Source organism: Clostridium sartagoforme (assembly GCF_039521405.1).
Taxonomy (GTDB): domain Bacteria; phylum Bacillota; class Clostridia; order Clostridiales; family Clostridiaceae; genus Clostridium; species Clostridium sartagoforme.
This window is the reverse complement of sequence record NZ_BAAACH010000030.1, coordinates 26,526-44,085: the sequence shown is the minus strand read 5'-3', so window position 1 is coordinate 44,085 and position 17,560 is coordinate 26,526. Positions and strand designations below refer to the sequence as shown.

At 30.2% G+C, this 17,560-nt stretch carries 14 protein-coding genes; all 14 read right to left on the bottom strand.

Annotated elements, in window-relative coordinates; all coding sequences use genetic code 11:
- Positions 1–38 precede the first annotated feature (38 nt).
- Positions 39–1,718, bottom strand: a complete 1,680-nt coding sequence (locus tag ABDZ60_RS12085) for an AAA family ATPase (RefSeq protein ID WP_343778373.1) — start codon at positions 1,716–1,718, stop codon at positions 39–41.
- Positions 1,715–3,874, bottom strand: a complete 2,160-nt coding sequence (locus ABDZ60_RS12080) for a Mu transposase C-terminal domain-containing protein (RefSeq protein WP_343778372.1) — start codon at positions 3,872–3,874, stop codon at positions 1,715–1,717. The genes ABDZ60_RS12085 and ABDZ60_RS12080 overlap by 4 nt, the downstream gene beginning before the upstream one ends.
- The gene (locus tag ABDZ60_RS12075; RefSeq protein WP_343778370.1) at positions 3,871–4,719 is read right to left on the bottom strand and encodes a TnsA endonuclease N-terminal domain-containing protein; all 849 of its coding nucleotides are present in this window, start codon (positions 4,717–4,719) and stop codon (positions 3,871–3,873) included. Before ABDZ60_RS12075 ends, ABDZ60_RS12080 begins: the two co-directional genes overlap by 4 nt.
- Positions 4,720–4,786: 67 nt before the next feature.
- Positions 4,787–4,951, bottom strand: a complete 165-nt coding sequence (locus ABDZ60_RS12070; RefSeq protein ID WP_343778368.1) for a hypothetical protein — start codon at positions 4,949–4,951, stop codon at positions 4,787–4,789.
- A 185-nt stretch (positions 4,952–5,136) separates the two neighbouring features.
- Positions 5,137–6,963 (bottom strand): glutamine--fructose-6-phosphate transaminase (isomerizing), encoded by a 1,827-nt coding sequence (gene glmS, locus ABDZ60_RS12065; protein WP_343778366.1) that lies wholly within the window; start codon positions 6,961–6,963, stop codon positions 5,137–5,139.
- Between the two features lie 747 nt (positions 6,964–7,710).
- Entirely contained in the window at positions 7,711–7,950 is a 240-nt protein-coding gene (locus tag ABDZ60_RS12060; protein ID WP_016205827.1) for a GIY-YIG nuclease family protein, read from the bottom strand.
- A 124-nt stretch (positions 7,951–8,074) separates the two neighbouring features.
- Positions 8,075–9,031, bottom strand: a complete 957-nt coding sequence (gene menA / locus ABDZ60_RS12055; RefSeq protein WP_343778364.1) for a 1,4-dihydroxy-2-naphthoate polyprenyltransferase — start codon at positions 9,029–9,031, stop codon at positions 8,075–8,077.
- 187 nt (positions 9,032–9,218) lie between these two features.
- Positions 9,219–9,647: a hypothetical protein gene (locus tag ABDZ60_RS12050; protein WP_016205829.1), complete on the bottom strand. Its 429-nt coding sequence runs from the start codon at positions 9,645–9,647 to the stop codon at positions 9,219–9,221.
- A 103-nt stretch (positions 9,648–9,750) separates the two neighbouring features.
- Positions 9,751–10,755: a ketol-acid reductoisomerase gene (ilvC, locus tag ABDZ60_RS12045; RefSeq protein ID WP_016205830.1), complete on the bottom strand. Its 1,005-nt coding sequence runs from the start codon at positions 10,753–10,755 to the stop codon at positions 9,751–9,753.
- Between the two features lie 12 nt (positions 10,756–10,767).
- A complete protein-coding gene (gene ilvB / locus ABDZ60_RS12040; protein WP_343778361.1) occupies positions 10,768–12,444 on the bottom strand; it encodes a biosynthetic-type acetolactate synthase large subunit in 1,677 nt (558 codons plus the stop codon).
- Between the two features lie 98 nt (positions 12,445–12,542).
- Complete coding sequence (gene ilvD, locus ABDZ60_RS12035) at positions 12,543–14,201, bottom strand: dihydroxy-acid dehydratase (protein WP_343778359.1); 1,659 nt, start codon at positions 14,199–14,201, stop codon at positions 12,543–12,545.
- A 14-nt stretch (positions 14,202–14,215) separates the two neighbouring features.
- Positions 14,216–15,292 carry a 3-isopropylmalate dehydrogenase gene (gene leuB / locus ABDZ60_RS12030; RefSeq protein WP_343778357.1) on the bottom strand — a complete coding sequence of 359 codons (1,077 nt, stop codon included), beginning with the start codon at positions 15,290–15,292 and terminating at the stop codon, positions 14,216–14,218.
- A 198-nt stretch (positions 15,293–15,490) separates the two neighbouring features.
- A complete protein-coding gene (gene leuD / locus ABDZ60_RS12025; protein WP_016205834.1) occupies positions 15,491–15,976 on the bottom strand; it encodes a 3-isopropylmalate dehydratase small subunit in 486 nt (161 codons plus the stop codon).
- Between the two features lie 292 nt (positions 15,977–16,268).
- Positions 16,269–17,543, bottom strand: a complete 1,275-nt coding sequence (gene leuC, locus ABDZ60_RS12020; protein WP_343778354.1) for a 3-isopropylmalate dehydratase large subunit — start codon at positions 17,541–17,543, stop codon at positions 16,269–16,271.
- Positions 17,544–17,560: the final 17 nt, after the last annotated feature.

Sequence of the window (17,560 nt, the reverse complement as noted above, 5' to 3'; positions counted from 1 at the left end):
TCTCTCCTTGTTAAATGAATTACTTTCCCCTTCCCCTATTAATTTACTATTTGAAATTCATCCACAGGATTTTTTATAAATCCATTCTTTTTCAACAACTCATATGCATGAATCTTTTTTTCCTTAGATAATTCATATATTTTTATTAATCCATCATTTGTTTTAACTTTCTGTTCTTTAGCATCTCTACTCTTTAGTTTTTCATTTAATTCCATTGCTTCTTTTAAAACTTTAATCTTTTGAGTGCTATAATCTTCATTTACATCTGATTCCTTAACTACCTTTTCACAAACCTTTCTTATATGACTATTTTCTAAACAAGTAAAAATATCCATTTCAATTAAATCAACTATTAAACTTTCTATAATACTTTTTCTTTTTAATTCTATATCTCTTTTTCTTTCTTTAAATGAATCTTCTATTAGTCCTACTAATTCTATATCTCTATGATAAGAATTACTGACTTCCTCTAGACTTATAGAAATGTCTTCATACTTCATAATTTCAGATAGGTTATTATTTCTCAACGCTTTTATCATAGGTTGTATCATTTGTAAGTCATTATTCGCTGTTTCTCTTATAATTGATACTGTTAATTCTTCTTTTCCTTCTTGTAATGCTCTTTCTTGAGATAATAAAAATAAATTTACTGCAACAGCAGTAATTCCTTGACATTCATCATAAAACACATCTTTAATTTTATCTGTTAAATCAACTATATTTTTTAGACCTTGAAACTCCCATATAGATTCTAAGAAAAATTCCCACTCTGGACTATCTTTAGTCATTCTATCCCACATAATTGAACCTTCGCTAGCAGCTCTTCTAGCCTGTCTAAAGTTTCCTTTAAATATCTTTTGAGCTTTACTTGTTCCAATTAAAACTGTTGGAATTCCTACTGTATTACTAAGAGTAACAAAAAAATTTAACATTTCTTCTGTATCATTTTTTGTATTTAAAAGATGCTGAATCTCATCAATTACAAGAACTCCAATTCCATATCTCCATGCTAATTTAGTCATATTTATTAACATAGTGGATGTAACTCTACTTGAATAACCAAACTTCTCTAAATATCTTGTTCCTAAAATATCATCTATAGTTTTGAAAAAACTTTTACATAAGGTCGATAAGTTTCCATCATACGGACAATCTATCTTTAACCATACTATTTGAGTCCTAGTAAAGTTCTCCCCATTATACTCAAAATGTTTTATAACTTGTGGATACATTAAAAGTAATCTTTCTATTGCTGTTGTTTTTCCAATTCCCGAAATTCCAATAATTGAAATACTATCAGCTGTTGATCTTATAATATTAAACTCATTTTCTATTTCATTTTTTTTTATATCTTCATCATCTAATCTATTTAAAATCCTTAAACTTTTTAAAAACTCTTTTCCTAAAGGGTTTCTACCTAAATAACCTCTCCTAATTAAACTTGATAACCTTCTTTCTAAAGTGATATGAATAGGTAATGGCTGAATAAAATTCTTTGCTCTTTTTATAATGTGATATCTTAAGTTTTGTGCCTTATCTCTATCCTTATCACTTATTATTGGAAGTACTGTAAATCTATCAATTACTTCTTCTTCATTAAAAATAGGTGGTAAAGCCTCTATAAACGGATTATTATTGTATTCTTCTATTTCTTGCTTTTTATATATAGCTTCTTCAAATTCCCCTTTAAGTATTGTAGCTCTTTCTTCTAGCTTCACCTTTTCTCACCTCTCTTTTTTCTTATTAGTTCCATCATCCTTTCTTTTCCTGAAAGTTCTTTATCTTCTTCTTTAACTGATTTAAACTTAGGTAATTCAATAACTTCAGCAACACTTTCTGACTTCTCTATATTTTCACCTAACTCAAATTTTTCATTATATCTAATTAATTCCTTTTCTATAGTTCTATTTTTCTTAATACCCTTAAGTTTTTCATTGGATGTTTTATTATAATCGATATCCTTTGATTTTTCTTTTTTTGCAGCTTTAACTATCTTTTCAATTTCTTTTTCTAAATCAATGTTGTTTTGATTTTGTTCTTTTAATTCTTTTTCTTTTAATTCAGCTTCTAATTCTTGATTAAATATTATTTCTTCTAGTAAACAGTCCTTATATTGAATGTTCGTATCTACTAAATAACATTCATCAAATTCCATGCCATTGTTATAAGGAATATATATTTTATTCATATTTCTTGGATCATAAACAATTTCAACACTCCTTACTTTAAGATTTATAAACCATTGTTCTTGAATGGCTTTTTCTGAACTATAATAAAGTCCTTTAAATCTAATACCTGCTCTTGAAATACTAGCTTTACCTTTAGGTAATATATTAAGCCTAAAAAGTTCTCTATCTACAATTTTTAATCTACCTTTTCTATTCTCCATTCCCCATTTCCATAAATTTAATGGGGTTGCTGCTATTTCATCTGCTATCATTTCTTTATCCATTGGATACTTTTCTATTATTTTATTGTTATGATGTAAAACAATGTTTATATATATCCTTGTAAATTCTACTAAAGTTAAAGTGGCATCTAACCTATAATCTCTATCACCACGTTTTCTAAACTCTTTTTGAATAGAACCAGGAGTTTTATGCTTAACCTTCTCATTAGTAGTTCTAAAGCTTCTCTCTACAATACCTTTTAAATCTCCTCTGTAAGGTGAAGTATTTTCTATCTTTATATTTAAATTATTAATTAAGTTTTCTACTGAATATCCTTCAAATTCCCCTCTATCAGCTATAATAATCTCTGGAAGATGTTTTGATGGCCATTGTTCTTCTTCTATTTCAATATCATACTTCTTACAATATTCAACTTTATCTTCAACCATATTATCTAATGCCATCATTGCTCCCATCCATGAAGGTCCTTCTAATCCAATATATATTCCTGTAATTAATCTTGAAAATACATCAATAATTGCATAAACTACCGGTCTTCCGATAATTCTATTTCTATTTAAAGAGCTAACTAAATAAATATCTGCTATTGTAGCATCAATTTGAAACCTTGTACCAGGACCATCAGTTTCTTGCTTAGAATTACTTAAGAGTTCTCTATTTTTTAAATTAAATTCCTTTTTGCTTTCTCTAAAAATTATATCCCTTTTAATATCTTCTGATTTCTTAAACCAATAATAAAACTGATTATATGTAGGAATCCTAGACTCATCCCATACTTTATATTTTATTTCATTATCTTCCTTAAAAATATTAGAATAGAAATCTCTTAGCATTAAAGTATAAGTTTCTTTCAAAGATATTTTATTGTTATTTCTATAATACTTATTTATAGCTATTTGAAAGTGTTGCTTAACTTCAGTAGTTATATTGATTCCTTCAATTAATTCACCGTAATAGTCTACTCTTTTAGGCCTGCCGACCTTATTCTTTGTTAATTTTCTTTCCTTTCCTTTTGCTCCTGAATTTATATAATCAGGTAGCAGAGCATTTTTATTCATTCCTCTTTGCCAATACCTACTAAATAATTTCCTAACCTTTGGAACACTTAAATCTGTAGCCTTTGATATTTCTTCAAATTTTTTAGTTCTTAAATGCTTTTCTAACAAATCATATTTATTGACTTCCCAGTATGTCTTAATAACTTCCCAGTCTTTTTCTCTTTTATTTATTTGAAGTTCTGATAAATCTTTTTCATCTATTATTCTTACAAAAGGATCTTTTACTAAAACTAATTTTTCTGCATTAATATCTTGTAAAATAGTTTCTATTAATTCTTTTCTTGGCATAGAAGTTGCCCCATCTACATTGGTTATATATACATAATTATTAATAATATCAATAATTCTAATTTTCTCCTCATTTTTACTATCTATATATTTAAATACTGAGTTAATAGCAATCATATAACCTCAACCTTTCTAGCTTCTTCTTCCCTTACATTTATTATAGGTATATTTTGATTAACATTTATTCTTTTCTTAATGTCTATTTCAATAACTTTATTTATAACTAAGTATTTAAATATACTTAATCCACTTCCTTTTCCTAATAGCATTTCATTATCAAATTCAGAACAGATTACTCTCATAGGTCTTTCATCATCTACTATCCTTTTAAGAAATTCATATATTAAATCTTTTATTTCATTTGTTGCTATATCAATAAAGCAATCAAGGTTACTAATATCTTTATATCCATGAACATAGCTAATGTTATGAGCTATCGCTTTGTCTATTTCTTCTTCTGTTACAATTCCCCAATCAATTTCCTTCTTAGACCAATATACTCTTTCAATCTCAAATTTTTCTATGACTCTCTTATCTAATAAATCATCCTTTGCTTTTATTGTTCTAGCTCTTTCTAACATTTTATCTTCTCCATCAACAGTTACTAAAAAGTCAGTTGTTATAACTATAAACTCTCCTGTTTCTGGATGTTTAGGATGATTTATTCCTAATTCATTTGCAATTAAAATTGTTTCTTCAAGTGGTAATAACGGAAATTGTTCTCTAATATCAACAACGTTATCTGAATATTCCAAAATATAAAAATAATTTCGTTCCATATCTGATAAAAACTCATGTTGTCTACCTGTCTTTATTCCTTTTAATCTAGTAGCTCTACCTAATGATGGCACATCCTGAATCTTTAACCAAGGTATATACTCATTCCCAATACCAGTACCTCTACCTTCTTTAATCATTTTTTTATAATTTTGAATTCTAGCACGCTTTGTCAACGTTATCATCTCCTAAAAAAAACTGCACACTCATCAACCAATTGTGAGAGTGTGCAGCCTTATATTATACTTATTACTAAACTTCTTTAGACAACTTTTCTAAATCAGCTATAATTACTTTAACTAAATCTAACTTTCCCTTAGCATAATCTTTTTCATTAAGCCAATCCATTCCTAATTCTAATGCCTTTTCAGTTTCTTTATATTCATTTAATAATGTCTTTATTAATTCTTCACTCATATATATCAACTCCATAAATTAAATTTATGGCTATACTACGCATCTCTAATAATAGTATAACCTACACTATAGTTTTAATACAACTTTATTATAAACGATACGACTTTATTAAAAACGATACAACTTTGTTAGAAACGATATAACTTTATTATAAAACTATACCTCTAAAATTTATCTTCTAACTCCTATTCAACTGTAACGGATTTTGCTAAGTTACGTGGTTTATCTACGTCACAGCCTTTTTGTTTAGCAATATAATATGCAATTAATTGTAATGGAACTACTGAAATAACTGGTGCTAATAAAGTACTAGTTCTTGGTATATATATTACTTCATCACAAATTTGTTCTGCTTCTTTATCGCCTTCATATACTATACCTAAAACTTTAGCACCTCTTGTAATTACTTCTCTGATGTTGCTTATCATCTTGTCTTTTAGCTTATCATCTGTTAGTAATGCAACTACTGGAGTCCCTTCTTCAATTAGAGCAATTGTTCCATGCTTAAGCTCTCCACCTGCATATGCTTCTGAGTGTATATATGATATTTCTTTTAATTTAAGAGATCCTTCTAATGCAACTGCATAATCTAGTCCTCTTCCTAAGAAGAATGTATCTTTATCCATATAGTTTCTTGAAGCGTATTTTTGTATATATTCTTTATTACCCATAACTTCTTTTACTTTTTCAGGTAATTGTAATAATTCCTCTTTTAGTTCATCAGCAAACTCTTTTGATAAAGTTCCTTTTATTTCTCCAAAGTATATTCCAAGCATATACATAGCTATTAATTGTGTTTCATAAGCTTTTGTTGATGCAACCGCTATTTCTGGACCAGCCCAAGTGTAAATAACATGGTTTGCTTCTCTTGAAGCTGAGCTTCCAACAACATTTGTAATAGCTAAAACTTTTGCACCTATTCTCTTTGCATCTCTTAAAACTGCTAATGTATCTGCTGTTTCCCCTGATTGACTTACAACTATTAATAATGATTTATCTGTTATTAGTGGATCTCTATATCTAAATTCTGATGCTATATCAACTTCAACTGGAATTTTTGCTAGCTTTTCTATAATTGTTTTTCCAACTAACCCTGAGTTATAAGCCGTTCCACATGCCACTATAAATACTCTATCAAAGGCTTCAAGGTCTTCTTTTGTGAAGTTTATATTTTCTAAGTTAATAGGAGAATCTTTTAATACTCTTGAAGTTAGTGTATCTTTTATTGCTTTTGGCTGTTCATGAATTTCTTTTAACATGAAATCTTCATAGCCACCCTTTTCAGCTGCATCTACATCCCAAGTAACATGGAAAACTTCTTTATCTACAACTTCTCCATCTTCTGTTTTTATTTCTATTCCATCTCTTGTCATTATTACAAATTCTTTATCTTCTAATAGATATATTTCTCTAGTATGATTTAAAACTGCTGGTATATCTGATGCAATAAAGTATTCTTTCTCACCTAATCCAACTATTAATGGACTATCTTTTCTAACTGCAACTATTTTATCAGGTTCATTTTTACAAATAACCCCAATTGCATAGCTTCCTTCCATTTTAGAAGTTGCCTTTGCTACAGCTTCAAATAAATCACCTTTATAATAATAATCAACTAAATTTGGAATAACTTCTGTATCAGTTTCTGAATAAAATTCATATCCCTTTTTCTTAAGCCATTCCTTTAATTTTATATAATTTTCAATTATTCCATTATGAACAACACTTATTGTAGCATTTTCATTTGTATGAGGATGTGAATTAATATCTGATGGTTCTCCATGAGTTGCCCATCTAGTGTGTCCTATTCCTATTGTTCCATTTAAAGGACTCTGCTTTAAATTATCATCTAAATTCTTTAAACGTCCTTTGAATTTTCTTACTTTAATTTCTCCATCTTCTAATACAGCTACTCCTGCTGAATCATATCCTCTATATTCAAGCTTTGATAATCCCTCAACTAATATTGGAGATGCTTCCTTTTTTCCTACGAATCCAACTATTCCGCACATACTTTTTCTTCCTTCCTTACTTTAAAGATTTTCTAATTTTTAATAATGTTTCTAGTTTTAATTTTAATAAAGAAATAAATTCTCTATTGAAGGTTTTAACACCAAGCTAATATTGTCCTATAGATCGCTCTACAGTTTTGTTAGCTGTTAACGGTAGTGTGCAATACCGTGGGGCACCCGCCGAAGTATCGATACTCCCCAACCTCGTCAACTTAAGTGAGCCTCTAAATCTATGATTTAATCAGGCGAACTTACTCATTCGAATGCATATGAGAAGGAGTTTCCTTTTTTCCCCGCTATAATGCATAAGGTTTTTTATAGGAAACTCAACTCCTTTTAATCGTTGAGTAAGTTCCACCAACCAAATCATAGATTTGGGGTGTCACTTAAGTTCTGGCGCTTTTCTACTTCTTAATTAGTATTTCTCCTTTCTTCTAAAATGATTTTGGTAATATATGCTATGCATCTAAATTCAAAATCTACACTAATTTTAACATAAATTTTGTTAAAATCAACTGTTTTAATTTAAATTTAATTATTTTAAGCTTTTTAAGTTAATTAATCCATTATATCTCTCATTATCTTCTGTTTACTCCTATTAATAACTATACATGTAGATGTCTAGACATATTATCAATGTATAATTACTAATAGATAATGTATACTTAATAGAAAAAACTCAGCCAAAGCTGAGTTTTCACATAAATTCTTTCATTTCTTAATTCTTTCATTTTTTCATTTCTCTATCTATCCGTTTATTAGTTTTAGTTTTTCATTTCTAGATAATTGTTTTATTGCATATTCCCTTTTCATTGCATCTTTTTTATCTTCGAATTCTTCAAAATATACTATTTCAACTGGTAACCTGACTCTTGTATATTTAGCTCCTTTTCCAGTATTGTGGACTTTAAGTCTCTTTTCTAAATTTGTTGTCCACCCTGTGTATAAGGTATTATCTGAGCATTTTAATATATATACATAATTCATTTTTTCTCCTAGAATCTCTATAGTTTAAAACCTCTCTATTAAATTGCTTATCTAGAAAATCATTACTTATATATTTTCCTTATCTAAGTTATTATGGAAAATATCATAATGATTTCTTTGAATATTAAATATAAGATAAAATAACTCCAACTAATACAGTTAATGCATAAAATGCATTCATTATAACACAATTTTTTACTGCTAATATAAAAGTGTCTTTCTTAGTTTGAATTTTATTAAATTTATTTATGTTTTTTTGTACTATCTTTAAAGCTAATAAGGTTACTATTGAAACTATTGGAAGTATTCTAAGTAATACCCCTGCTACTATAGCTATAAAGCCAATATAATATATCCATTTAAATACCTTTAGGGCATTTTCTTTACCAATATATATTGGAAGAGTGTATCTTTTATTAACTATATCATCCTCTATATCACAAATGTTGTTTGCAAGCATTATATTTGCTATTCCCATGATTAAAGGTAAACTAATTATGAAAATATATATTAATTCAACTATATTTAAATTAATTGATACATTATTTAAATTACTAAAACTAATTGATAGAATTTTCAAATCAAATATATGTATGTAAATAGCTAAAAATGTTATTATAAATCCCATTGCAAGCCCTGAAAGAATTTCTCCAAAAGGTGTTCTTGATATTGGAATTGGTCCAAAGGAATATGTAATCCCTATAACAAATGAAACTGCTCCAACTAATAAAACTATTATGTTTGTATTTTTTACTAATAATAATCCTAAAAAAGTAGCTAAAGATAACATAATATAAATGGTTAACTTAACTAATATTGGATTTAAATTATATTTAACTATAGCATTATGAGTTTCATATCCATATCCTTCTTTCTTTACTGCCTTTGCATAATCCATATAATTATTTATCGCTGTAGTTGTCATATCAAATATAATCATTGATGCAAACATTATTATTGCATTTTTTATATTAAAATTATCATATCTATATAAAGTATAAAAGGTTCCTAATAAGAAAGGAATTACACTTGCTACTTTAGTTTGTATTTCTACTAATTTAAAAAAACTTACTATATTCAAAATTATTCCTCCTAAAAGTATAATATATATGTTTCAATTAATAATCTGCATCATTATAGTCTTATAAAATTAAAAGTTAATAGACTTATTTAAGTAAAATAGCAAAAAGGAAGGAAATTATAAAAAGATTATTCAAAGGGTAATCTTTTTATAATTTCCTAAGAAGTACAAATGGTCTATACCCTTTTTAATTTAAAAATGCTTGTGCTTCTAGTTTAGCAGATTCTTGACTCTCTAAACCACTTTCATCATATTCTGTATGATTAAAGAAATAGTCCGCCATTTGGAATCTTTTTACTCTTGATATGTTTAGTTCCTCTGCTAAATCATCTAAAAATCTTACCTCTGACATTTCATATTCTGCATCAGCTAATGCAACCCTCATTAATTCAAAAAATACTATATTTATTATTCTTTCTCCTGAATCCTTGAGAATTTGTATAGTTTCTTCATGACTAATATCTTCTAACTCTAAATTCTCCATACTCATTTCTTTTAAAGCTCTTTCAATTAGTTCTCTTTCCTTTTTTTCAACTTTATCATCTACTAAAGCAAATTCTATAAGTAGATTGATATATGCAGTACCTATATCTTTATTAAATTCACCTAAAAACATAGCCATCCTCCTTTGTTTATACCTATTTATATTATACCATAATTTAGTTTTATATAAAGTAAAGTTGTTATGTATAATAAAACATAACAACTTCACTATTATCTTAATCTAATTTTTTAGTATCTATCCAACTCATCATTTCTCTCAATTCTTGTCCCACTTTTTCAATTGGATGTTCTGCTTCCATTTTTCTTCTTGCATTAAACATTGGTCTTCCAACTTGATTTTCCAACAACCAATTTTTAGCAAAAGTTCCATCTTGGATCTCTTTTAAAACTTTTTTCATTTCTTTCTTTGTTTCATCTGTTACTATTCTATCCCCAACCATATAGTCACCATATTCAGCTGTATCTGATATAGAATATCTCATCATTCCCATACCACCTTGATATAGCAAATCTACAATTAACTTCATTTCATGTAAGCACTCAAAATAAGCATTTTCTGGTGCATATCCCGCTTCTACCAAAGTTTCAAATCCAGCTTTTATAAGTGCTGTACATCCTCCACAAAGAACTGCTTGTTCACCAAATAAATCTGTTTCTGTTTCGTCTTTAAATGTTGTCTCTAAAACACCTGCTCTAGCTCCACCTACTCCATTTGAATATGCTAATGCTAAATCACGAGCATTTCCTGTAGCATCTTGATATACAGCTATTAAACAAGGTACTCCTGAGCCTTCTGTATAAGTTCTTCTTACCATATGTCCAGGTCCCTTTGGTGCGCACATAAATACATTTACATCTTCTGGTGGAACTATTTGACCATAGTGAATATTAAATCCATGGGCAAATACTAGCGAGTTTCCCGCCTCTAAGTTTGGTGCTATTTCTGATTTATATACCTTCGCCTGTTTCTCATCTGGTAATAATATAACTACTACATCAGCTTCTTTTGAAGCTTCAGCAACAGTTGTAACTTGTAGACCTGATTTTTCTGCTCTTTCCCAAGATTTGCTTCCTTCATAAAGTCCAACTACCACATCAATTCCACTATCATGTAAATTTAATGCATGTGCATGTCCTTGGCTACCATATCCAACTATAGCAACTTTCTTCCCCTTTAATAATTCTAAATTTGTGTCCTTTTCATAATACATTTTTGCCATTTTTTTAACCCCCTAATTATCTATATCTTCTTCACTTATTATTTCATCAATTGCTGCACCAGGTGCAACCATAGGAAATACCTTTTTATCATTATGAATAACATAATCTATTACAACTGGCCCCTTGAATTCTAAAGCTTCTTTTAAAGCTGGTTCTAGTTCTTCTTTTTCATATACTCTAAACCCTCGTCCTCCAAAAGCTTCTATTAGTTTAACAAAATCAGTTGATCTATTTAAAGTTGTTGATGAATACCTTGCCTCATAAAAGAAGTTTTGCCATTGCCTAACCATTCCTAAAGAATTATTGTTCAATATTATTACTATAACAGGCAAATTATTTTTTACAGCTGTAACTAACTCATTACAATTCATTCCAAAGCTTCCATCCCCAGCTATATTAAATACTTGTTTTCCTTTTAAGGCTATTTGAGCTCCAATTGATGCTCCAAGTCCAAATCCCATAGTTCCAAGTCCACCTGAAGATATGAAACTTCTTGGCTTTTTATACTGAAAATACTGTGCTGCCCACATTTGATGTTGTCCAACCTCTGTAGTGATAACAAAACTTCCATCGTCTAATTCACTTAATTTTCTGAATAGGAACTCTGGAGTTAGTTCACCAGTAATAGAAGTTTCTCTAACATTTAAAGCCCTTAACTCTCTCATTTTTTCTAACCATTCTTCATTTTTCTTTTCCTTTAATAAAGGTATCAATTTTTGAAGAACAATTTTTAAATCTCCGATTATGAAAGAATCTACCTTAATATTTTTATTAATTTCTGCCGGGTCCACATCTATATGGATTATCTTGGCATTTTTTAAACTGTTTCCATTACTTACAACTCTATCACTAAATCTTGCTCCTAAAGTTATTAATAAATCACATTTTGAAGCTAAAATATTCGATGCTTTAGTTCCGTGCATTCCTATCATACCTGTATATAATTGATGATCATAAGGAAATGCTGAAATAGCCATAAGAGAAGTAGCTATTGGTGAATTTATTTTTTCAACAAACTCCTTTAGTTCTTCAAAGGCTTCTGATGCAACTATCCCTCCCCCAGCATAAATAAATGGATTCTCTGCCTCATTTATTAAAGCAGCTACTTCTTCTAATGCTTTATCAGTTATATGCTTAGTCTTTCTCTCAACTTTTTTTGGAGTTATTGCTTCATATTTTGCCTTAGCTGCTGTTATATCCTTTGGTATATCTATAAGTACCGGTCCCGGTCTTCCTTCCTTTGCTATATAAAAGGCTTCTTTAATTATTCTTTGTAAATCATTAATATCTTTAACTATATAATTATGCTTTGTTATTGGTATAGTTATCCCTGTTATATCCACTTCTTGAAAACTATCTCTTCCTAAAAGCTGCTTTGTTACATTTCCAGTTATAGCAACCATAGGTATAGAGTCCATATATGCTGTTGCAATCCCTGTAACAAGATTTGTTGCTCCTGGTCCAGATGTAGCTAAACATACTCCAACTTTTCCAGTAGCTCTAGCATAACCATCTGCTGCATGTGCCGCCCCTTGCTCATGTGCTGTTAATATATGATTTATTTTATCTCTATACCTGTATAATTCATCATATATATTAAGAACAGCTCCACCAGGATAACCAAATATAGTGTCAACGCCCTCATCTAAGAGAGACTTAATTAATATTTCAGCTCCTGTTAAAAACATAAATACCCCCCTTTTATTCAGTTGACAGTTGAAAGTGCACAGCTCACAGTTATAAAATTCTATTCCTTAACTGTAAACTGTGAATTGTGAACTGTTAACTATTTTAATATTGCTCCTTTGCTTGCTGAGCTTACTAACTTAGCGTATCTTGCTAAGTATCCTTCTTTTACCTTTGGCTCAAGTATTTTTAGATTTCTTTTTCTTTCTTCTAAAACTTCATTAGGTACTAAAAGTTCTAGTTTTCCATTTGGTATATCTATTGAAATAGTGTCTCCTTCTTCTACTAAGGCTATAGTTCCACCCTCTGCTGCTTCTGGGGAAACGTGGCCTATTGCAGCTCCTTTTGTTGCCCCACTGAATCTTCCATCTGTTATTAATGCCACATATTTATCTAATCCCATACCTGCTATTGCTGATGTTGGGGATAACATTTCTCTCATTCCTGGTCCACCTTTTGGACCTTCATATCTTATTACTACTACATCACCTTTTATTACTTTTTTAGATAGAATTGCTTCGATTGCCTCTTCTTCAGAATCAAATACTCTTGCCGGACCTTTATGTGTTAGCATTTCTTCTAGTACTGCTGACTTTTTAACTACAGCTCCAGCTTCTGCTAGATTTCCTTTTAATACTTGAATACCACCTGTATTGCTATAAGGTTTATCTATACTTCTTATTACATTATTATCATTTACTACTACACCTTTTAAGTTTTCTTTATGTGTATTTGAAGTTGCTGTTATACAATCTAAATTAAGTAAATCCTTCTTTGAAAGCTCCTTCATAACAGCTTGAACTCCACCTGCCCAGTATAAATCTTCTATATGCGTGTCTGATGCTGGTGCTAATTTACAAAGGTTTGGAGTTTTTGAAGATACCTCATTAATAATATCTAAATTCAATTCAACTTTTGCTTCATTTGCAATTGCAGTTAGATGAAGTACGCTATTTGTTGAACATCCTAAAGCCATATCAACTGTTAAAGCATTCTTTATAGATTTTTCATTAACTATATCTCGTGGTTTTATATCTTTTTCTAGTAAATTCATTATTTTCATACCTGCATATTTAGCAAGTCTCATTCTTTCTGAATAAACTGCTGGTATAGTTCCATTGCCAGGTAACGCCAACCCTAGTACTTCTGCTAAGCAATTCATTGAATTTGCTGTAAACATTCCTGAACATGATCCGCATGTTGGACATGCCTTGTTTTCAAGTTCACATAAATCTCCCTCTAACATAGCCCCATTCTCATAAGCCCCAACTGCTTCAAACATAGTTGAAAGTGATACTTCTTTGCCCTTAAATTTCCCTGCAAGCATTGGCCCTCCACTCACAACAATCGCTGGAATGTTTAGTCTTAATGCTGCCATTATCATACCTGGAACAATTTTATCACAATTTGGTATTAAAACTAATGCATCAAATCCATGAGCCTTGACCATACACTCTATGGTATCTGCTATAAGCTCTCTTGTAACTAAGGAATACTTCATTCCTTCATGTCCCATTGCAATACCATCACATACTCCTATAGTTGGGAATACCAAAGGTGTTCCACCTGATAGTAATACCCCTTTTTTAACTGCTTCAACTATTTTATCTAAATTTATATGACCTGGAATTATATCATTTTGTGATGTTACAACTCCAATTAATGGTCTATCTATTTCTTCATCTGTAAGACCTGTAGCCTTTAGTAATGATCTATGAGGAGCCCTTGATGGTCCTTTTTTAACTACGTCACTTCTCAAATAACTCACCTCTTTTATCTTAATATTTCTTGTAAAACTAACTCTCCAATTTCTTTAGTTCCAACTAACTTCATTCCATCACTCATTATGTCACCTGTTCTATATCCATTTTCAAGAACTTTTAATACAGATGTTTCTATAAGCTTGGCTTCTTCTTCTAAATTAAAACTAAATTTTAGCATCATTGAAGCTGAAAGTATTGTGGCTAGTGGATTTGCTATTCCCTTTCCTGCAATATCTGGTGCACTTCCATGTATTGGCTCATACATTCCAAAAGTTCCTTCACCTAGTGATGCTGAAGGTAACATTCCTATTGATCCTGTTATCATACTTGCTTCATCTGATAATATATCTCCAAACATATTTGATGTAACTATTACATCAAATTGTCTTGGATCTCTAACTAATTGCATTGCTGCATTATCAACATACATATGATTTACTTCTACTTCTGGATATTCCCTAGCAACTTCTTCTATAACACTTCTCCATAATCTTGAGCTTTCTAAAATATTTGCTTTATCAACACTAGTAAGCTTTTTATTTCTCTTCATAGCTGTTTCAAAACCTATTTTAGCTATTCTCCTTACCTCTTCAACATTATATCTTTCTGTGTCATATGCCCCTTTAATACCATTTATCTCTTCTCTTCCTCTTTCTCCAAAATATATGCCCCCTGTTAATTCCCTAACTACACATATATCAATTCCATCACCTATTATGCTATCCTTAAGTGGTGATGCATCTTTAAGAGGTGCATATAATAATGCTGGTCTTAAATTACAATATAAATTCATTCCACCCCTAAGACCAAGTAATGCTTGCTCTGGTCTAGTTTTTGAATTTGGATCATCCCACTTAGGGCCTCCAACTGCACCAAGTAGTACAGCATCTGCCTTCTTACATAATTCTAAAGTTTCCTCTGGAAGAGCTGTTCCCTTTTCATCAATTGCACAACCTCCAGCTAATAAATACTCATATTCAAATACATGATTAAACTTATCCCCAACACAATTTAAAACATTCACAGTTTGTTCCACAACCTCTGGACCAATTCCATCTCCAGGTATAACCGCTATTTTATAATTCATAATTAACCCCCGTTCTTCAGTTCACAGTTGTCAATTCACAGTTTACAGTTCACAGTTGATGAAATAATTCAGTTAAGCTGAATTATAAAATTTTTATAAACTGCGCAGCAGTTTACTCTTTAACTGTGAATTGTGGACTGTCCACTGTGCACTATTTTATTTATTTTCTTATTAACGCTTAGTCCTTACAGACTACTATTACTTATTCTTAATGTAATTAACTAGTCCATTTGAATTTATTATTTTCTGCATAAACTCTGGGAATGGCTCTCCTTGGTATTCTTGATTTTTTGATTTATTCTTTATTACTCCTGTAGTAAAATCTATTTCAAGCTCATCTCCTGCATCTATTGACTTAACTGCTTCTTCACATTCTATTATTGGTAGTCCTATATTTATTGCATTTCTATAAAATATCCTTGCAAAAGTTGATGCAATTACACAGCTTACTCCACTTTCTTTTATTGCTATTGGAGCATGTTCCCTTGATGATCCACATCCAAAGTTCTTATTTGCAACTATTATATCTCCATTTTCAACTTTCTTAATAAAATCTGCATCTATATCCTCCATACAATGCATTGCTAACTCTTTAGGATCTGATGTATTTAGATACCTTGCTGGAATTATTACATCTGTATCTACATTATCTCCATATTTAAAAACTCTTCCGTTTGCTTTCATATAAAATCCCCCTTTTTTTAATGGGAAAAATGAATAATTAAAAAATGAAAAATTTTAGGTAATAATTCAATAAAGTTGAATTATTTAAACACTTTAATAAAATTCTGAAAGAATTTATTCCTAAACTCTTTCACTCTTCACTTTTTACTCTTCCCTATTATTGCTTATTACTTATTCCAGAAATTCCAATAGAATTTTCTCATCAACTTTCCTCTTTCATTCTTTCACTTTTAACTATTACTAATTATTTCAGAAATTCCCAATGGATTTCATCCATAACTCTTTCACTTTTTCATTCCTTCACTTTTCCAATTCCTTCTGGGTTTGTTATTTTCCCTGTTAGTGCTGATGCTGCTGCTACAGCTGGACTTGCTAAGTAAACTTCTGATTCAACATGCCCCATTCTTCCTACGAAGTTTCTATTTGTTGTTGATATTGCTCTTTCCCCCTTAGCAAGAATTCCCATATGTCCTCCTAAACATGGACCACAAGTTGGTGTTGAAACTACTGCTCCAGCTTCAACTAAATCCTTTATTATACCTTCTTCTAAAGCTTGAAGATAAATTTTTTGAGTTCCCGGGAAAACAATGCATCTAATTCCTTTTTTAACTTTCTTACCCTTTAGAATATCTCTTGCAATTCTTAGATCTGATATTCTTCCATTTGTGCAAGAGCCTATAACTACTTGATCTACAACCACTTCTCCAACTTCATCTATAGTTCTTGTGTTATCTGGTAAATGTGGGAATGCCACTGTTGGTCTTAACTTACTTAAGTCTACTTCATAAACTTCATCATATTCTGCATCTTCATCTGCTTCATAAATTGTCCATTCTCTTTGCGCATGCTCCATTAAATATTTTATTGCTACATCATCTACTGGAAAGATTCCGTTTTTTCCTCCTGCCTCAATAGCCATATTAGCCATTGTAAATCTATCATCTATTGATAAGTATTTTAATCCATCACCTACAAACTCCATTGATTTGTATAAAGCTCCATCAACATCTATCATTCCAATTATGTGAAGTATTACATCTTTTCCACTTACCCATTTTGATGGCTTGTTTTTTAATACAAACTTTATTGCTGAAGGAACCTTAAACCAACACTTACCTGTAGCCATTCCAGCTGCCATATCTGTTGATCCTATTCCTGTTGAAAATGCTCCTAATGCTCCATATGTGCAAGTATGTGAATCTGCCCCAATTACAACATCTCCTGCAACTACTAAACCTTTTTCTGGTATTAAGCAATGCTCTATTCCCATTTCTCCAACTTCAAAAAAATTAGTGATTTCTTTTTCTCTAGCAAATTCTCTAATAAATTTACATTGCTCTGCTGCCTTTATATCCTTATTAGGTGTAAAGTGATCTGGAACTATTGCTATTTTATCTTTGTTAAATACCTTATCTAAATTTAATTTTTTGAATTCATTTACTGCAACTGGAGATGTAATATCATTACCTAATACTAAATCTAAGTTTGCTTCAATTAATTGTCCTGCCTTTACACTTTCTAAGCCTGCATGAGCTGCCAAAATCTTTTGAGTCATAGTCATTCCCATGTTTTTTTGTCCCCCTT